The 17,790-nt window shown below is 68.3% G+C and carries 18 protein-coding genes; 6 read left to right on the top strand and 12 right to left on the bottom strand.

The annotated features are described in order from the left end of the window. Positions 1 to 79: 79 nt before the first annotated feature. Positions 80 to 1,735, top strand: coding sequence for a glycosyltransferase (locus tag ABD269_RS00300; RefSeq protein WP_344114845.1), 1,656 nt, complete (start codon positions 80 to 82; stop codon positions 1,733 to 1,735). A gap of 27 nt (positions 1,736 to 1,762) precedes the next feature. Here the strand turns inward: ABD269_RS00300 and ABD269_RS00295 are convergent, their stop codons facing one another. Together ABD269_RS00295 and ABD269_RS00290 are read right to left on the bottom strand one after the other, a co-directional pair. Continuing rightward, positions 1,763 to 2,176, bottom strand: a complete 414-nt coding sequence (locus tag ABD269_RS00295) for a nuclear transport factor 2 family protein (RefSeq protein ID WP_344114843.1) — start codon at positions 2,174 to 2,176, stop codon at positions 1,763 to 1,765. Positions 2,177 to 2,351: 175 nt separating this feature from the next. Beyond that, on the bottom strand, positions 2,352 to 3,407 hold the full coding sequence (locus ABD269_RS00290; protein WP_344114841.1) for a hypothetical protein: 1,056 nt from the start codon (positions 3,405 to 3,407) through the stop codon (positions 2,352 to 2,354). 265 nt (positions 3,408 to 3,672) lie between these two features. Between ABD269_RS00290 and ABD269_RS00285 the strand changes: the two genes are divergently transcribed. After that, on the top strand, positions 3,673 to 4,221 hold the full coding sequence (locus ABD269_RS00285; protein WP_344114839.1) for a hypothetical protein: 549 nt from the start codon (positions 3,673 to 3,675) through the stop codon (positions 4,219 to 4,221). Positions 4,222 to 4,276: 55 nt separating this feature from the next. On the opposite strand, the gene ABD269_RS00280 is transcribed toward ABD269_RS00285, so the two are convergent. The 8 genes from ABD269_RS00280 to ABD269_RS00245 form a co-directional block, all read right to left on the bottom strand. After that, positions 4,277 to 5,005 (bottom strand): hypothetical protein, encoded by a 729-nt coding sequence (locus tag ABD269_RS00280; RefSeq protein WP_344114837.1) that lies wholly within the window; start codon positions 5,003 to 5,005, stop codon positions 4,277 to 4,279. Further along, on the bottom strand, positions 5,002 to 6,867 hold the full coding sequence (locus tag ABD269_RS00275) for a hypothetical protein (protein ID WP_344114835.1): 1,866 nt from the start codon (positions 6,865 to 6,867) through the stop codon (positions 5,002 to 5,004). The genes ABD269_RS00280 and ABD269_RS00275 overlap by 4 nt, the downstream gene beginning before the upstream one ends. Continuing rightward, positions 6,868 to 8,862 carry a hypothetical protein gene (locus ABD269_RS00270; protein ID WP_344114833.1) on the bottom strand — a complete coding sequence of 665 codons (1,995 nt, stop codon included), beginning with the start codon at positions 8,860 to 8,862 and terminating at the stop codon, positions 6,868 to 6,870. Positions 8,863 to 8,932: 70 nt separating this feature from the next. Further along, entirely contained in the window at positions 8,933 to 9,373 is a 441-nt protein-coding gene (locus ABD269_RS00265; protein ID WP_344114831.1) for a universal stress protein, read from the bottom strand. An 88-nt stretch (positions 9,374 to 9,461) separates the two neighbouring features. After that, positions 9,462 to 10,601, bottom strand: coding sequence for a site-2 protease family protein (locus ABD269_RS00260; RefSeq protein WP_344114829.1), 1,140 nt, complete (start codon positions 10,599 to 10,601; stop codon positions 9,462 to 9,464). 68 nt (positions 10,602 to 10,669) lie between these two features. Beyond that, positions 10,670 to 10,804 carry a DUF397 domain-containing protein gene (locus ABD269_RS00255; protein WP_344115388.1) on the bottom strand — a complete coding sequence of 45 codons (135 nt, stop codon included), beginning with the start codon at positions 10,802 to 10,804 and terminating at the stop codon, positions 10,670 to 10,672. A gap of 90 nt (positions 10,805 to 10,894) precedes the next feature. Further along, positions 10,895 to 11,083, bottom strand: a complete 189-nt coding sequence (locus tag ABD269_RS00250; protein WP_344114827.1) for a DUF397 domain-containing protein — start codon at positions 11,081 to 11,083, stop codon at positions 10,895 to 10,897. Between the two features lie 9 nt (positions 11,084 to 11,092). Continuing rightward, positions 11,093 to 11,944 (bottom strand): helix-turn-helix domain-containing protein, encoded by an 852-nt coding sequence (locus tag ABD269_RS00245; RefSeq protein ID WP_344114825.1) that lies wholly within the window; start codon positions 11,942 to 11,944, stop codon positions 11,093 to 11,095. A 177-nt stretch (positions 11,945 to 12,121) separates the two neighbouring features. On the opposite strand from ABD269_RS00245, the gene ABD269_RS00240 reads away from it, so the two are divergent. The 3 genes from ABD269_RS00240 to ABD269_RS00235 all read left to right on the top strand — a co-directional run bounded on the left by ABD269_RS00240 (position 12,122) and on the right by ABD269_RS00235 (position 14,184). Continuing rightward, on the top strand, positions 12,122 to 12,718 hold the full coding sequence (locus ABD269_RS00240) for an ATP-binding protein (RefSeq protein WP_344114823.1): 597 nt from the start codon (positions 12,122 to 12,124) through the stop codon (positions 12,716 to 12,718). Beyond that, complete coding sequence (locus ABD269_RS35275; protein ID WP_425572797.1) at positions 12,712 to 12,981, top strand: DUF6255 family natural product biosynthesis protein; 270 nt, start codon at positions 12,712 to 12,714, stop codon at positions 12,979 to 12,981. Before ABD269_RS00240 ends, ABD269_RS35275 begins: the two co-directional genes overlap by 7 nt. Before the next feature lie 114 nt (positions 12,982 to 13,095). Then, the gene (locus tag ABD269_RS00235; protein ID WP_344114821.1) at positions 13,096 to 14,184 is read left to right on the top strand and encodes a Vgb family protein; all 1,089 of its coding nucleotides are present in this window, start codon (positions 13,096 to 13,098) and stop codon (positions 14,182 to 14,184) included. Between the two features lie 45 nt (positions 14,185 to 14,229). On the opposite strand, the gene ABD269_RS00230 is transcribed toward ABD269_RS00235, so the two are convergent. Beyond that, positions 14,230 to 14,994, bottom strand: a complete 765-nt coding sequence (locus ABD269_RS00230) for a MerR family transcriptional regulator (RefSeq protein ID WP_344114819.1) — start codon at positions 14,992 to 14,994, stop codon at positions 14,230 to 14,232. Between the two features lie 100 nt (positions 14,995 to 15,094). Beyond that, the gene (locus ABD269_RS00225; RefSeq protein WP_344114817.1) at positions 15,095 to 16,666 is read right to left on the bottom strand and encodes an FAD-dependent monooxygenase; all 1,572 of its coding nucleotides are present in this window, start codon (positions 16,664 to 16,666) and stop codon (positions 15,095 to 15,097) included. 240 nt (positions 16,667 to 16,906) lie between these two features. Between ABD269_RS00225 and ABD269_RS00220 the strand changes: the two genes are divergently transcribed. Then, positions 16,907 to 17,677 (top strand): helix-turn-helix transcriptional regulator, encoded by a 771-nt coding sequence (locus tag ABD269_RS00220; RefSeq protein WP_344114815.1) that lies wholly within the window; start codon positions 16,907 to 16,909, stop codon positions 17,675 to 17,677. Positions 17,678 to 17,790: the final 113 nt, after the last annotated feature.

Below are 17,790 nucleotides of genomic sequence, written 5' to 3'. Positions count from 1 at the left end.
GTGAAGCATAGAGCCACGGACGGTAACGACAGGGCCCGCCCGAAGGTGATGGTGGCCTGGTGGTGGAGAGGCTCTTTGCATGCTGAACATGTCGACGCCAGTGCGCCGTGCTTCCCTCATCGTCGCGGCCGCACTGGCGGCGGCAGCAGTAGTGCAACAGCTCCTCGTCATCGCGGGATTCGGCGGCTGGTTACCGGGCTGGCAGCCATGGCCCTACCTCTTGGCCGCGGTTCCCGCCTTCCTGTTCGGCGGACCACGCTGGGCATCGACCGATCGCTCGCTTCCCGGCCAGAGGGTTGTTGCCGGCGTCAGGCGTATTCCTGTGTGGATGGGCGTCGCGGGAGTGATGGTCATCGCTACCGCGGTGTGGGCTGTGCTCCAGGCTCGGGAGCCGTACATCGGCCACGAAGAGGCGGTCTATGCGAACAAGGCCCGCTCGTGGGTGAGTGGCGCGCCTGATGCCGGCTGGGGCGTGTACCGCCCCGTGGGGCTGCCCGCTGTCGGCTACGTCGCGCTGACCGCACACAACAGTGTCGGTGCGCTGAGAGCAGTGGCTCTGATCCTGGTCCTCTTCACCCTGGGCGTCACCTACTTCATCGCCGCTCGCTGGACCACTCCGAGACGAGCCGTTGTCGTGGTGCTGGTGCTGCTCAGCGGGCTGGGCTTTCTGCGCCGGGTGCCGGAGTACCTGAACGACATCGGCAGCACCGGGCTGCTCCTGCTCGTCGTCTTCCTCATCACTCGCGCACAGGAGCGAGCAGAATCCAGGGCCTTGCTCGCGATTCCCTTTGTCGTCGTCCCTGCCTTCTACTTCCGGTACGGGATAGCCGGGAATTTATTGGCCATCTGTGTGGCCGCCCTCCTGGCCTACGGGCCACGGGCCTGGAGCATGCAGTGGCGCAACATCGCGATCGCGGGCGCACTGATCGCACTCGGCTTGGTGCCCCACTTCGTCTATGCCGTGCGGGCCACCGGCTCACCGCTGGGAGTGGTGTCCTGGGCGACGTCGCAGGCCAATCGAGCATATTTCGGGGATGGATTGGTCTACTACTTATCGATATTTCCTTATCGACTTGCCGGTGACCTCGGAGCCGTCGTCATGTCGGCAGGGATCATCGCGGCTGCCGTTGCGATGAGGCGCAGGTCCCGGATCCGGTCGCCAAAGGTCCATGGCGGTCCGGAAGACCGTAGGCGGGCATTCCTCGGCACCGCCTCCGTATTGATCATCGTTGCCCTGGGGCTTACCTCGCACGGTGAGCCGAGGTTCGTGTACGTACCCGTCGTGCTCCTCACCGTGCTCGGCGTACAAGCTCTGGCCGAGTACTCCGGCCGCTGGTCGGCGACCGTCCTGACAGGCGTTGCCGCTTTCGCCGCGTTGTCGGTCCTGGGCACCGCCCAGGTGGTCGGTCAGGGGGCGATGCGGGGCCCCCACCTGCTGAGCGAGTCAACCGTCCCTGTGGCAAGGGAGTTGAGCGCACCCGGCCCGTGCCTGGTCGTCAGTGGATACGAGCCGGAGATGGGCTGGTACTCGGGCTGCGATGCCGTCACTTACGCCGAGTACCGGGAAGCCGAGGTGCCTGCCGACGTCAAAGTGCAGTTCGTGCTCTTTGAGCGGGGCCGATTACAACCCGGACCATCCGCTTTGAAGGAGCTGGTGGGCACTCGCAAGGAGACCACTCGCACCATTCCCACGGAAGGTTCCTTGGGGCGCGCGACAGTGGTCTCCCTGGACTGAAGATCGGCGTCTTCGACGGCCGGCCACTCAGCGCGGGTCCGCCACCAGGGCGCGCTCCCAGTGCTGGGTGTCGGCGTACTCGCGCATGGTCACGATCTTCCCGTCGCGTACGACGAAGACGGCGCTGTTCTTCTGGTCGTACGCCCTGCCGGTCTTCCCGGTCGCCCAGGAGTCCCACTCGGCGAAGACCTGCTCGCCCTCGCCGAAGACGTTGGTGACCCGCACGCCTATTTCCCGCTCCGGGTCGAGATGGGCGAACGCGGTCGCCAGGAACCCGTCGATCACTTGATCCCGCCCCTGCCAGGTCCCCGAGATCGGCAGATCACCGGCGTACCAGCAACTCCCGTCCTCCGCCCACGACTCCCGGACCACATCCGACTCCCCAGCCGCCAGCGCCTCGAAGTACCGCTGCACGACGTCCTTGGGCTCGACGCTGCTCATGAGTTTCCCCGTTCCTTCACCGATTCCGGGCGGCGTTTCCGCCCTGCGCACAGTCAATCGATGTGAGGGGTGTGGACCAAGGGGCGGTTGGCGGAGGCAGTTATCTCGAAGGGTGATCAATGAGCGATTACGTCGAACCGGGGGTGGGATCCGCCCCGTCATGACCGCGTCGGAACTAGAACGGGCGTGGGCGCGGAAACTTCTTCACCCGGTCGTAGATCCCGCGCAGCCACGGCTCCCGGACTGCGGGCAGTCGTGCCAGCGTGTCGAGGAAGACCTCCGAGTCAGGCCGGAACAGCCCCCTCGGGCGGAGTGGCAGCGGATCGTCGCGGAGGACGCCGTCGGGCATTCGTCCTGTCGCGGGAAGCGGCAACCCTTCGTGGGGGAAGGCCAGATGCATCCACACATCGGTGGCCAGCGGCACGATGTCCGCGGTGCCGGACGACTGCCACGCCTTCCCCGTCTGCGGATGGCGCGGAACCAGGACGATGTCAGAGGCGGGGGCGGGCAGGCCCGGTCCGGCCAGAGCCACTCGCTTCGTCGGCGGCCCTGCTGGGAGCAGCGCGTCGAGCGCGTGGCCGAAGGTGTCCGCGATGAGGCCATCGGGGACGGCCACGGGTGTGCCCGCCGAGACGGCCAGCAGGTGGGCCAGCGCCGCCCCGACGGCCGCCTCCCACCGCATGCTCCATCTCCCGGAAGGCTCGATGGGTGGCGTGCTCCGTCGCTCCTGTGTCAGCGTCTCCCAGTCGGCCGTCCGGTGAGTGGAGTCGTCGGCGGGGAGGCGGCGTACGGCTTGCGGGGCGAGCCATACCGCTTGCCAGAGGGAGCAGTCGTCGACGCGGGTCGCCACCGCCTGCCCGCATCGCGCGCACGCCAGGTTCGGGCCGTCCCCTCCGTCCAGCCCACAGCAGTAGCCGGCGCATTGCTCCGGGATCAGGACGGTGCCGTGGGCGTCACCCGGCGCGATGACGATCGCTCCCGGCGCCCCGAAGGACAGGGAGTGAACCGGCGCGTACACGCCGCGGGCCTCCGCCTCGTCCGCCCCGATCTCGTTCCACAGCCGCCATGGCTGTCCGGAAGGCTCCGGGTCGACGGCGTACGTCCCCGCTTCCATGAGGACGGGGAGCAGTACCCCGTTTCCCCAGGTCTGGTGGGTGTGATCAGGAAGCACGACCTGCGACACGGGGGCGGTCAGCACGGCGTCGCACCGCGCGCACGCGAACACGGCCATACTTCCTCCCCCCTTTGGACACGCGAATTATTCCGGCTCGTGGATCGACGGCCAACACCTTTTGTCCCCCTTCGCAATCACCCGGGCGGAATGGATTCGCAACTCCCAAGACTTTCCCCGCGCTTGGGCAAGCCGCTCCCATGAGCGAGTAAGGAAAATCGCTGGTCACCACATGTTCACCTCGCGGCTCTACCCGCATAGACGGGCGCAGTGGTGTCATGCCCACTACAGCCCGGATCGGCCGGGCCTGAACGTGGAGCCCCCCATGCGACCCTCGTACCGACTCGCCGCCGCCGCGGCGTCCCTGGCGCTCGGCGCCACCGGACTCCTGACCACCGGCACCGCGCACGCCGCCCCGCACGCCGCCCCGCACCTCGCCGGGACCTCGTGCAGCCTGTCCCGGCTGCCGCTGCCCGACCCCACCTGTCAGCCCGGTGCCTACAACCCCGACGTCACGCAGGCGACGATCGGCTCGACGATATGCGTGTCGGGCTGGACGAAGACCGTGCGGCCGCCCGTCTCGTACACCACGCCGCTGAAGATCCGTCAGATCGGTGAGTACGGCTACAGCGACACGAACACCGCGGACTACGAGGAGGACCACCTGGTTCCGCTCGAACTCGGCGGTGCTCCCAGGGACCCCAAGAACCTCTGGCCCGAGCCGCGTTACGGTGACGAGCCGGCGCAGAGCAAGGACTCCGTGGAGAACCGGCTCAAGACCGCGGTCTGCGGCGGCGAGGTCACGCTCGACGCGGCGCGCAGCGCGATCGCCACGGACTGGACGACGGCTCTGTCGAAGCTCGGCCTCGGATAACCGTCGGTCGGGCGTGCTCCCTCTCCGGCCGAGGAGGGGGAGCGGTTCGTGCGGCTCAGAACTCGATTTCGAGGTCGATGTTCCCTCGGACCCTGATCTTCTTCCGTTCCGGTCCTGGGAGTTGTCTGCCGTCGTCCTTCTTTTTCTTGATGGAGAACTTGCCGCCGACCCTGTCCCACTGGTTGGCCTTGAACTGAGGGATCTCGTACTTGTCGATCGTGTCGGTCTCCAGGCCCCGGAGGACGGTGATCGCGTCGTTCTTGCTGTGGCTTCTCAGATAGGTGTCGATGTTCGTGTCGAGAGCCTTCAGCCGGTTGAATCGATCCTTTGTGATGATCAATTCGCAGCCGGATTCGAAGTTCTCCTTGGGGTCGTCGCTCCGGTGCGTCGCTTCCGGGCCGACGAATGCGTTTCCCGGGGGCGTCCCGTAGATCAAGGTGAAGTTGTCCCATGAACCCCCTTCCCCGGGAATCAGCTCCTTCGCATCGTGTTCGTAGGTGGGGAGATTGCTGAGCAGTGCGACGAGGTGCTCGCGGTCTCGGGCAGTCAGGGTCGTGCGGTAGTCGGGAAGCCTGGTGGCCATGCGGTCGGCCATCCGCTTGACTTCGGCGATGCGAGCCGGGTCTTTGATCAAATCGTTCCAGAATGCGGCCAACTTGTTGTACGGAACGACGTGATGCCACACCAGCTGCACGCCGTCGTATTCGCCGAGGGGCTGATAGGGCGGAGTCCGCGAGTCTTTCTTTATGGACAGGTCGTGCTTTTCCTTCTTGCGCCGGTTCACGTTCTTCTCCTTCGGCTCATCGCCATGGGCGGTGCAAAGATGTGCAGCGGACCACTGCCACAGGAAGCGATCCAGGGGCCGGTCCGGCTGATGTCTCCGTTCTGTACGGTGACCCGGTAGCGGAACCGGGCCGGGAAATCGGGGGAGTCGGGGAAGACGATCCAGCGGCGGGCCCGGTGATCCTCGTCGCCCTGCCACTGGAATTCGGCTGCGCGCGTGCTGTCGGGTTTTCCCGACGGATCCAGTGCTTCGAGGCGCACCCGCACCGTCTCGTTCTTCCCGGCCTTCCGGTGTAGGTGGATGGGGTGGACGTCGAGATGCCGCACCATGCTGACCGACACATCGATCGCGACGTCGTTGAACAGCACGCCATTCGGGCCCGGGTCGATGTCGATCTCTTCGGCGTCGTTCTGTACGACGCAGAGTTCGCTGCTCGCCTCCGCCCCGGGCCGCAGTTGCACCCGGCGTTTGACGAAGGTCCGGTCCGGGGTCCAGTCCGGCGGTGGGTCGGCGATCTCGTCCTTGGACTTCTGGGTGGTGCGATAGACCCATGGCCCTGACCCGGGTTCTCCGCCGGCGCCCGACGGGCGGGGGAACACCCGGCCCTCCCAGAGAATCTTTCCTGTGATGTCCGGATAGCCGCAGCAGACCGAGACGGAGGCGACGGCCGGGTTGTCGTGGGCGATGACCGGCCGGAATACCCGTTGCAGGGTGTGGGCCGTGTCGTCGGGATAATGGGTGAAGAAGTACGTCGAGGAGTCGGCGCGTATCTCTTCGAACTCCGTGGAAAAGCGGGTCGAGACGCTGATCGGCCGGAGATAGCGGAATGCGCCTTCGGCGACGGCGTTCAGCCCCGGGTCGGGCGGATCGGCCGGTGCGACCCGCCAGCTGGCGCCCCAGGGGTTCGGCGGTCCGTCCGCGTCGGTGGCCAGGGCCGTGGGCGCGTGACCCGCCCCCTCCAGTACGGCGGCACGGGCGAGTTCGAGGAACCGACCGTCCGTGGAGCCGGTGTGCCGGAGCAGATTCTGAACAAATCTGCCGTCGTCCGGCACGGTGTGGTCGGGTACGCAGTCGACCGTGAGATCTCCCGCCGTACGCAGTCGGTCCAGGGCGCTTTTGATCCGGTCGAGAGTGATGTCCCGGTCGGCGCCCCTGGTTTCCTTGAGGAGTTCCGCGCGCACTGCGGGCCAGTTCCCGCGCAGTGCGAAGCTGCTCGTGGGGGCGACGAATTCAATGCCCATGGTGCGGTTCACCGTGAGGGGTTCCGCGTTCTCCACGACCGCCCGGTGGAACAGCTCCGTGTAGTGCTTTCCCATCAGCGTGGTGTACGTACGACGGTCCCGCACGCTGATCGGCCCGGTGTCGGCGCCCTGCTTCTCGCAGTACCAGGGGTCGGCACCGGTCAGACGGCGGACGACATGCGCGGATTTCACCCCGGTGCCGGAGAGCGTGGTGTGGGTGAAGTGGAAGGTCAGCGGGATGTAGGCCTCCGACCACCAGGACGCCGTTCCCCAATAGGGGTCTGATTTCGTGGAGTCCATGTAGAGCTTGTGGGTGGCTCTGTTGACGACATCCTTCGGGACGTCGGCGGCGAGAGTGAACCGCACCATCCCGCAGACGTCCTCCTGCGCTCTGCCGCCCACCCGGGCGTAGCGGGAGAAGGCGAAGTCGTACGGGCGCGATCCGGTGCCTTCCTTACGGGCCAGGTACAGCCGGTCGAGCATCCAGTAGAAGGTGGATACCTGGCAGCCCGAGGTCCGCGTCGAATTCAGTACGTCGGGGTAGAAGATGAAGCGGTAGCCGTCGGCCTCGACCGTTCGCGAGCCGTCGATCTCGGTCGGCCCGCCCTGCCACTCCGGCACCTACTTCCGGTCCTTGAATCTGAACGTCACACCCTGGGCGTTCTTCTTGGGGATGACGGCCGACAGCGACGCCGTATTGGTGAACTTGTAGGCGGTCTCCCACTCCGAGCCCTCTTCGACGTCGGTGACCTTGATCTTGTAGCGATACCGCTTCCCGGTGGCGGGAGCCGGGCACACCACCCATCTGCGCACGGTGCGAATGTTCGCCGGCTCGCAGAGGAAGGTCACGGGATCCCGGCCGACGGGCTGGTCCGCCTTGTCCACCGGCTCCACGGTGAGTTCGGCGAACTGGTCTTCGGTGAGTCTGCCCATGAACCGGACAGTGATCGACATCAGCTTGTTGGACTCGGCCCTGACCTCGATGTCCTGGTTGAGCGGGGTGCCATTCTCGCCCGGGTCGATCCTGAGTTCCGACTGCCCGCTGTCCAGCTGGGTGATGACGAACTGGTTGTTCGGGTCGGGCTCCTCGAAGTGGATCACCCGCTTGACGAAGCTCCGGTCGGGCTCCCAGCCCACGGGAGGGTTGACGACATCGTCCTTGGACTTCTGGACGGTGCGGTAGACCCAGTGCTCCAGCGTCTCGTTCGGGGCCGGACGGGTGAACACATGGGAATCCCAGAGGAGTTCACCTTTGACGTTCGGATAGCCGATCTGCACGGACAGGCTGTTGTAGACGCCGGTGCTCCAGGCGGCGATCGGGATGCACACCCGGGCCAGCTTCTTCGGCCAGTCGTCCAGATAGACGATGGGGAAGTACTTCTTCTCCGCCTCGGCTCCCCCGGTCGCCATCTCCTGGAGCATGCCGTCCAGCGAGCTGGAGATCACGTGCTTCTGGAAGTGGGAGAACTGCATCTCCTCCCGATAGCTCAGCACGAGCGTGGTCTCCTCGTATCCGCCCTTGAGGGCCAGGGAGAATCCCCAGGCGCTGGCCCCCGACCCGGAGGACGAGGCTTCCGCGGCCGACTCCTTCACGGGGGCCGGCTCGAAGATGACGCGCTGCGCCTCCTGCATGAATTTATCGAGCAACAGGTCGGATTTTTCCCGGAGATAGGTCTCGATCTTGTCCGACCCCGGGAAGCTGCCGACCGGAGTGATCTTGACCTCGATGGCGCCCGACTTCCGGAGCTCGTCGAACCGCAGTTTGATGTCGGCCGAGGCCCAGAGGCCATGCACATTGGCATGCCCGGAGAAGTGCTTGTAGATACTCTTCCACTCTCCCGAGATCTCCAGCTTGACCTTGGGCGTCCACATCTGGAGCTCCATGACGGAACTGGCGAAGATCGGGCTCGTCGTCGTCCCCTTGAACCCCTGATGGAGGATCTGCGCGGGATAGCTGCCGACCATCGCCGAGAAGGCGTGCTCGGCGGAGGGGTCGATCGAGCCCGCTCCGGCGCCCTGGAGTACCCAGTACCAGTTGCCGATGTCGCCGTCCCGCTGGGGCGTGCCCTTCACCATTTTGCTGCGGTTCTTCTTCCCCAGATACCCGGAGGCGCGCAGCTTGAGGGCGCCGCTCTTCTCCTTCTCGTAGTACTTGTAACCCTCCTCCGTGAGCGTGGTGTTGGAGATCGAGGTGGTGTTGGACATCAGGAGCACGGGCGTGAAGAAGGGCGCGATTCCCTTGTGGTCCCAGAGCCCGTGGGAGTGGCCCTTGGTCGCCTCGACGACCTTCTGCTGGGCCTCGGTCATCGCCGCCGTGGGGATCTTTCCGGTGGTGGTGAGACTGAGCAGACCGCCCACGCTCTCCTTCGACGCCTCCTTCTTCTCCTTGTCGCTCGCCACCCCGCCCACGAAGCGCAGCAGGCTGAACTTGAAGTCCCCGGTCTCGCCGTCGCGCCGTGCGATGGTCAGTTGGCTGGGCACCCAGTAGAAGACCGGGTTCTTGCCTTCCTTGATCAGGTCGTAGTTGTTGGCGTCCGGGTAGAAGCTGACGCTGTAGCCCTGGGCGGTCATGGTCTGAATTCCGCCGGCCATCGTGGGACCAATGGGGTCCGTCATGGGGGAAGCACCTCACAGGGTCATGGTCTGTGCTTGTTGAGGGACGCGGGGGAGTTCGTCAGCCCGCCGCTCACCCGGTCTCGCGCACCACGACCACCGTGCACGGCGCGTGCTGCACACAGTGCTGACTCACCGAGCCCAGCAGCGCGCCGGTGAATCCGCCGTGGCCGCGGTTGCCGACGACCAACAGCTCGGCGCCGCGCGCCCGTTCCAGCAGCACCTCGGCGGCGTTGCCGGGCAGCACGCTCTGCCGGATCTCCGGCTTCGGCTCGTCGCCCGCGACCTCCGCGACCGCCTGGGTCAGTGCTTTCTCGGCAGCGTGGTCGAGCATGGGGTCCGCCTTCGTCATGGCCCATCCGTACACCGCCGGATGGGCCCAGCACAGCACGGCCTCGACGACGGCTCCCGTGAGCCGGGCCTGGCGGACCGCCCAGTCCAGGGCCCGCCTCGACGGCGGCGAGGCGTCCACGCCCACCACGATCCGGCACGCCTCCGCGGGCTCACCGACCATCTCGTCACCTGTCCCTCGCGCTGATGGACCTGGCAGTGGCAGCCTAGGCGCGATCCCGGGACCGGTCGCGCCCTCGGCGGCGAACGGGTCATCCCAGCCGCAGAGGGCCGCCCGGATCGGGTGCCCGGCGGCGGGCGGCGCGTGCGATGTCGTCACCGGTGACGGTTCCCACCAGCCGCCCGCCGTCCACGACGAGAATCGCCAGCCGCGCCGACGGCGTCGCCCGCTCCAGCACCCCGACCAGGTCGTCCCCCGGTGTCGCGACCGTGCACTGCCCGAGCGGAACGGCCACGTCCCGTACGCGGACCTCGCCCCGCTGCGCCGCCGGGACCATCGAGAGCCGCAGCCGTTCGGCGAGGCCGCTCGGACGGCCCTCGAAGTCGAACACCGGGACCGCACGGCGGTCCGTCCTCGCCATGACCTCCGTGAGGAACTGCTCCACGGTGTGCCAGTCCGGCCCGGCGAGCGGCTCCGCCGTCATGACGTCGGCGACCCGTACGCCCTCCAGCGCGGCCACGATCACGGCCTGCCTGATCTCCGCCCCGGCCGAGATGATCACGAAGCCGCCGACGAGCATCAGCCACAGTCCCGCGCCCGTCCCGTGCACGACCTCGAACCAGCCGGCCACGACCAGCAGGAACCCCGCGGCCTGGCCGCAGCGCCCGGCGATGAGCTGTGCCCGTGACCGGTCGCCGCCGCGCCACCACAGCGCCGCCTGCAGGATCCGCCCGCCGTCCAGGGGCGTCGCCGGGAGCAGGTTGAACGCCCCCAGCAGCAGATTGGCCCAGCCCGCCCAGACGAGGACGGCCGAGGTCAGCGCCCAGTGCAGGGCGTGCCCGGCGCCGTAGCCCGCGGCCAGCACGATCCCGCCCAGGACCAGGCTGGTCAGCGGCCCGGCCGCCGACACGGCGAGTTGCACGCGTGGCGTGGCCGCGCGCCCCAGCCGGGTGACCCCGCCCAGGCCCCACACCGTGATGTCCTCGACCTGGATCCCGGCCCGCCGGGCGGTCACCGCGTGCGCCGACTCGTGCAGCAGCAAGCTCGCCGTCAGCAGCACGGCACCGGCCAGCCCGGCCGCGTCGTACACGCCCGAGGACCGCCCCGGCACCCACGCGGGCAGCGTCCCGCCGGCGAGCCCCATGCCGAGGAAGACGATCAGTACGGGCGCACTCCAGTGAATCCGCAGCGGTACGCCGAAGATCTTGCCCAGTGGTAGAGAGCCGCCCATGTGCCCGTCCCGTCACCCGGGTCGCCACCGTGGTGGCGCGCTGCTTCCAATTATCCGCTTTCTGGGCTTCAGCGGGTGAGGGTGTGGGCTTTTATACGGGATATGAGGGGGCGGAGTTTGTTGGGGGTGGTGGTGAGGATTGTGTCGGGGGCGTCGCTCTCGTAGAGATGGATCGCGCCGTCGCGGCCGATGGCAAGGTGCACGCAGGAGGATCCGTACTCGCTGTACGAGGACTTCTGCCAGTTGCGGCTGGGCACGCTCGTCACCTTCCAGGTGGCGTGATTCGCTGCTGATCAGGGGGCGAGGGTTCCACTCTTTATGTGGGATATGAGAGGGAGGAGTCTGTCGGGAGTGGTGGTGATGATTGCCTCGGGGAAATCGCTCTCGCGGAGGTGGATCGTTCCGGTGGTGGTAGCGGCGAGGTAGATGCAGGAGGAGGCCGCCTCGCTGTAGGAGGACTTCTGCCAGTCGAGTGTGGACACGGGTACCTCTCAGGTTGCTTGTGCGATGCGGTGGATGAGATCGCGTGACTGCTCAGGTGGCAGGGCGACGTCCTCCATGCGGTCCAGCGCCAGGCGGTATCGCTCCACCCGTGCCGCTGTATGGATCGCTTCTCCACCGTGCGCGGTGTCGACCTGCACGCTGTCCAATTGGGCGACTGGGCCGTAGAGGTAGTCGACTCCATGTCCCGCGATGGGGAACGATGTTCCGTCGAACGGGATCACCGCGATCGTGATGTTCTCCCGTTCGCTCATGGCCAAGAGGTGCGCAAGCTGTGCCTGAGCGGTCTCCGGCCCTCCGAACTGCATCCTCAATGCTGCTTCGTGGATGATCGCCGTGTACGGCAGGTGTTTGTCACGGAACAGGACCTCCTGCCTCTTGATCCGATGCGATACCCGGTATTCCAGTTCGTGTGGCATGAACGGCGGGACGAATTCGCGAAAGATCGCGCGAGCGTGTTCAGGGGTCTGCAGAAGCCCTGGGACGGTAATGACTTGGGCGACGCGCAGGGCTGCGGCGTGGTGCTCGGTCTCTGCGAGGTCGAGCAGGCTCGTGGGCAGCGTTTCCCGGTACTCCTCCCACCAGCCCCGCTTCCGCTCTCCCGCCATCTCGGCCAGAGCTTCGATGAAGGCGGCGTCCGTGCAGTCGTAGTTGCGCGCCATCGCCCGCACCCGGTCGCCGCTGACGCCGACGCGGCTCGCCTCGATGTTGCTGATCTGAGCCTGGCTCGTGCCGAGGAGGCGGCCCGCTTCCGTCGAGGACACACCCGCCTGTTCGCGGAGCTTGCGCAGCTCGGCGCCCAGCCGGAGTTGGCGTGCTGTCGCGGTGTTTCTGACGGGCATCTACGGTCTCTCCTCGTTCGTACACAGTGCGCGTAGGTCGCCCGTACGGGTAGTGAAGTGAGTTATTCGCCGAACTCTGCAAATAACTTATACGTGACGCGCTAGCGTGTGAGCCACACCACTCGGCAGTGCATACCGCCGAAGTGATCCAACTCCACCTCCCGCCAGGAGACTTCCATGGCCACCGTAGCCAAACCGCAGCCCTGGACATACACCCTCGAACTGCCGCGCGACCCCCGTGCACCCGGAATCGCCAGGGCCACCCTCCGCTCCGTCCTCGACGGGCACGGCATGCCGGAACTCGTAGAGACCGCCGAGCTGTTGACGTCCGAGCTGGTCACGAACGCGTACGTGCACACGGAAGGCCCCTCCTCCGTGCGCGTCGAGGGGGAGGAAGGGGATCACCTGCGGGTGAGCGTGTGGGACACCTGTCCGAGGATTCCTGCGCTGTTCGGTGGGGCGGCGGGGGACGCGTCGGGCGGCCCGGAGTCCGACGGTGGGCGGGGGCTGCTGCTCGTGCGGCGGTGGGCGAGTGCGTGGGGGAGCGACGGGGTCGACGCGCGGGTGGGCGGCAAGGTGCTGTGGTTCGAGCTGAGCCGCGCGGAGCGCGCGGCGAGTGCCTCACCGGTCGGCTGCGCCGAGTGCGTGGAACTGGAGGGCGCGCGCAGGAAGGCGGTCGCGTTGGGTGCCGCCCGGCGGACGATCGAGGTGGCGACGATCGCCGTACGCAGGCACTTCCGCGAGGTCCACCTCCCGGACGGGGTGATGTGGTGAGGGGCTGCCTGCACCGGTCGGGGTGGACGCGCAGCGGAAGCGCGGCGAGCTGCGGCGGCTGCGGAACCCGCCGCTTCGCGGACTATGCGGCGCTGCGCCCGCCGGGCCTGCCGCTGTGGGTCACCCCGAAGCCACGCGACCGCCACGCGGCGGACCGCGAGGCCGCCCACCACATGGCACGGCTCGCGCGCCGCAGGGTCCCGGTCGAGCTCGGTGCGGGCCCGCCTGATCGGTGGCTTCAATCCACTCACCCACAAGGGTGAGGGCGACGGATTCGTCAACTGGCCGTCGGGACATGCCGCTTCCATGGACCCGTCACTGAGACGCTGCGCGCACCAGGGGGAGTCGGGTTGGATCGCCGCACATTTCAGAGTCGGTTGCTCGCCCTGGGCGGGCTGACCGTGGCCGGGGCGTTGTTCGGGGCGCCGGAGGGCGTGGCGGCCGGGCCGGGGGCGGTGGTGGAGTACGAGTTGCCGTTCGCCCTGGAGACGCACGAGATCGTCAAGATGCCGGGCAGGCCGATGGCGTTGGTGTCGCAGATGTCCAATAGCCATCTGGTGAAGCTGCGGCTCGACCCGCGTACCGAGCAGGTGACGGGCATCAGGGCGTTCCCTCTCGGGCCGTCGGACGCGATGCTGCACGGGCTGGCCGTCTCGGCGCGGTATCCCGGGAGGATCTGGGCCACGCACGAGGGCGGGAACCGGTTGCTCCTGGTGGACCCGAGGGCGGACGCGCTCGATGCCGCGCCCTGCGTGGAGCGGGAGATCGACATCCCCGGCGGCGGCCGGGGGCCGCACTACGTCAATGAGTACGGCGACGTGCTGTGGGTGACGTTGAAGGAGGGCCACCAGGTGCTGGCCCTGGACCACACATGTCCGGAGCGCTATCGGCTCTTCGAGGCGAGGGCGCAGCCCATCTTCGCCGCCCGGCACCCGGTCAGCGGGGAGTTCTACGTCAGCCAGGACAGCGCGAGTTCGTTGCTGCGGATCGACCCGCGCAGCGGGCGTACGTCGCAGATTCCGGTCCCGGCGGAGCGGGGCAGCACACCGGTGGGGCTGATCAGCGGGCCCGGCGGCGTCTGGGTGGTGCTGCTCGGCACGGCGGAGGCGGGCACCGGCACGTTCGGCAGGATCGACGAGAACGGACGGATCGTCTGGCACCGGCTGCGCGATCCGCAGGGACGGTCGGCGGGGCTGCTGCACCTGGCCTTCGATCCCCCGGGCACGGGGCGCGGGCCCGGTCTGTGGCTCCTGGGTTCGTCGATCGTCTCCGACAAGGTGCGGGATCTCATCGTCCGGGTGCGGTTCGACCCGTCCTGGACGCGGGTCGTCGGGGAGGAGTACGCGGCGCTGCCGACGCAGCACTGCAAGGCGCACCGTCTGCTGCCGTTGCAGCGCAGCGTGCTCGCCACCGAGCTGACGACCGCGAGGGTGGCGCAGCTGACCGTTCCCGAGAGGGGCTGCTGAGCGCCGGGGGTCTGCAGCCCCCCGGCAGGGTGGTGAGCCGTCGGCTCAGCTCAGGCGGGCCTCGGCGTAGACGGTCATCGCGTCGCACTGGTAGGCGGCCAGCCCTTCGGCGATCTTGTCGAAGTTCGCGCGGAACCGTGGGTCGTCGACGTAGGTCCGGGCCAGCCCCTTGTACGCGGCCGCGTTCGGGGTCCAGAACCGGCACACGCCCCGGTAGTGGACGTCGACCTCGGCCTGTACCGCGGGATCGGCGACCGGGGTGCCGGCCACCATGAACTCGGCCATGCGGATCATCTGCGCCGTCGCCTCGCGCTGCCAGCGCTCGGTGTCCTCGGCGGTCATCGTCGCGACGGCCCGCTGGGACTGCTCCCAGTGCTCCGGCCAGCGCTCCCGTGCCTCGGCCTCGTGCTCGTCGGAGTGCTCGAAGCCCTCGAACAGGTTCTCCGGCCTGTTGATCTTCTTCATGTCGGTGTTGTCCTTGCCTTCCTCCAGTTCGGCGATGGTGCGGCCGACCGTGCGGGCGAGCGTCTCCAGCCGGTTCCGCTCCGCAAGCAGCCGCTGGTGGTGCTCGCGGAGCACGGCCACCTGGTCGACCTGGCTGTCCAGGACCGCCCGGATCTCGCGCAGCCCCACGCCCAGCTCCCGCATCAGCAGGATCTGCTGCAACCGCAGCAGCCCGGCTTCCTCGTAGTAGCGGTGCCCGTTGCTCCCGATCCCCGCGGGCGGCAGCAGACCGATCTCGTCGTAGTGCCGCAGCGTCCGGGACGTCACCCCGGACATCCGGGCCACGTCCGCGATCGACCAGGCCATGGCTCCGCCTCTCATCGCCGGGCCGGTCTCTCCGGCCCACAGCAAGACCGTAGAAGTTGACGCAACGGAAACCGCAACCCGGAATCGGCAACGGCCGGCGTCATTCGGGCATCGAGCGGGTGATTGTGCCGAGGGCGTGGCGCAGGGTGTCGTCGCTCGGCGGGCGGTCGCGCCAGCGGGCGCCGATGTGGCCGTCGGGCCGGATGAGCAGCGCTCCGTGCGGGCTCAGGCCGCAGAAGGCGATGTGCTCGTACGGAAGGGTCTCGATGCGCAGCGGCCAGGATGTGGTGGCGGCTTGTCGCTCCCAGTGGGCGGGGTCCGGGGTCAGGAGGGTGAACCATTCGCCGAAGGTGTCGAGCGTGGAAGTGTCGGGTGTGAGCCAGAGGTGTGGCATGCGATGGCCCGGCTCTGTGGTGGGCACGTAGTCCGTGCCGCTGTCGGACGGCTCGGGTGCGGTGTCGTCGGTGGCGAGGACGGCGTCGGAGTCGTAGGCGACGCCGAGCACGAGGCCGAGCTGGGCGAAGTACGCCTCCGACCACGGCAGTTCGACCCGGGCCGACGCCGCTTCGCCGGTTCGGAGCCGGTCGCGGCGTCGCTCCTGCACATGGAGCAGAAGCTGAGTGTTGGCCACCGCTTGGCGGAGAGTCCGGTGGGCGACCGGTTGCCGTTCCGTCCCGTACGTCTCCAACAGGCCCGGCCCGGCCCACCCGTGGAGAACGCCCGCCAGCTTCCAGCACAGGTTGTGCACATCGGCGACGCCGGCGTTCATGCCCAGGCCGCCGATGATGGGGATCGCGTGCGCGGCATCGCCGGCCAGCAGGATCCGGCCATGACGGAAGCGCTCGGCGACGAACGCGTTCATCACCCAGTGCTGGACCCGCAGCACTTCGACCCGTACCTCGGCGCCGGGGCCGAGGGCACGCGAGACGAGGCCGGGCCAGTCGGCGTGCGCGGGGTCCTCGGGTGTGGGGGCGAACCAGGCCCAGCCTCCTTCCGGGTAGAGCGGGAGGAACGAGCCGTGCGCGGTGAAGTAGACCCCGGCGGGCCGACGGGCGCACCAGCGGTCGAGATCGGCGTCGAACACGACAGTGGTGACGTCCCCCAGCGCCCCGGGGCCCGTGGTGCCGATTCCCAGCAGTTCCCGGACGGTGGAGTTCGCGCCGTCGGCGGCGAGTACATAACGGGTACGGACCCGGGTCTCGTCACCGCTGTGGCGGTCGACGAGCAGGGCGACGACGCCGTCGGTCTCCTCGGCCAGGCCGGTCAGCTCGGATCCGAACCGCACCTGTGCGTCTGCCGCGGCGAGCAGGATGGGCTCCAGCCGGTCCTGCGAGGTGACCGTGCCGATCACGGGGCTCTCTTGTACGGGCGCGTTGACCCCGACCATCGCCGCGGTGGCGAAGTCGCGGTCGGACAGGGTGTCGCGGAAGCGGATGCGGCCGTACTCCGGCGCGAACGCGGCGGCGGTGATCCCGGCCGCCAGCCCGAGCCGGCGGAAGATCTCCATCGAGCGCACGTTGACCAGCCGGGACCGCGGAAACGGCGACAGCTCCCGGTGTTTCTCGACCAGCAGCACCCGCACGCCCCAGCGTTCCAGGAGCGCCCGGGCGGTGAGCCCGACCGGCCCGCCACCGACGATCAACACCTCCGTCTCGGTGTCTGCCACAGGCATGTCGAAGTCCTCCTGCTCACCTCGGACCCAGCGGGGCACTCGGCGAGTGTGGCAGGCGGATGGGCGGCAGTTCGGCCATCACACCGATGGTGAACGGATTTTCCGGAGCAAGGTCCGGCGGCGGACGGGCCAGGCCAGGGGGCCGGTCGCGGTGGCGGCGCGATCATCATCGGTGCCGGCGATGACCGGAATCCGACCCCCCGCTCACGCGCTCCCTGCGCGGAGCGACATGCTCGGAGCATGTCGCAGCTCCACAGCCGGGATTACGAGCGCATGCTCGACCTCCTCGTCGCCGTCCTCGAGAACGACGACCCCGCGTCGTCAGGGCAGCTGATCGCCGAGCAGCTGCGTGCCGCCTTCGACTGCAACACGGTGATCTTCGCGGAGCTGCGCCCGGTGCAGCGGACCGGGCGGGCCGAGGGGTGGGCGCCCGAGTCGCTCGGGGCGTCGGCCGAGGAGGTCATCCGGCGGCGCGTGCTGCAGAACCACCCGCTGATCTCCTACATGGCCGCCGACCTGCGGGGGCCGGTGATCGTCAGCGACATCTGCGAGAGGTGGCGCCACTCGCAGATCTACTCCGAGGCGCGCCGGGACTACGGCACCACGCAGCAGCTCGGCCTCCCGCTGCCACCGGCCGAACCGGGTGTCCTGCGGGCCGTCTCTCTCGGTCGCCTGGGGGACTTCAGCGCGCACGAGCTCGCCTTCGCCGAAAGGATCCAGCCACTGCTGGTCAGCGCGGACCGGCACATACGCGAGCAGACGCGCTTGCGCGAGGCGCTGGCGGCCGCGGACGCGACGGCGCGCCCGGTCGAGGACCACGGGCTGACCCCTCGCGAACTCACCGTCCTCGGGCTGCTCGCCGAGGGTCTCACCGCCGACGGCATCGGCCGGCGCCTGACCATCTCGCCGCACACCGTCAACCGCCACCTGGAGAAGATCTACCGCAAGCTCGGCACGAACAACCGCGTCTCCACGGTATCGCTCGCGCGGCGCTCGGGGCTCGTCGTGTGAGTAGGAAGTTCTCCCTATGGCCCGGCCCGGGCGCCCTCGTCAAGCTCGGATACAGAGGCCAGCCGCCGACGCCGGACCACGGGGGATTCGGCGTCGGCGCGCCTCTCGCGGGC

Source organism: Streptomyces blastmyceticus (genome assembly GCF_039521185.1).
Taxonomy (GTDB): domain Bacteria; phylum Actinomycetota; class Actinomycetes; order Streptomycetales; family Streptomycetaceae; genus Streptomyces; species Streptomyces blastmyceticus.
This window is presented reverse-complemented; position numbering and strand designations above follow the sequence as displayed.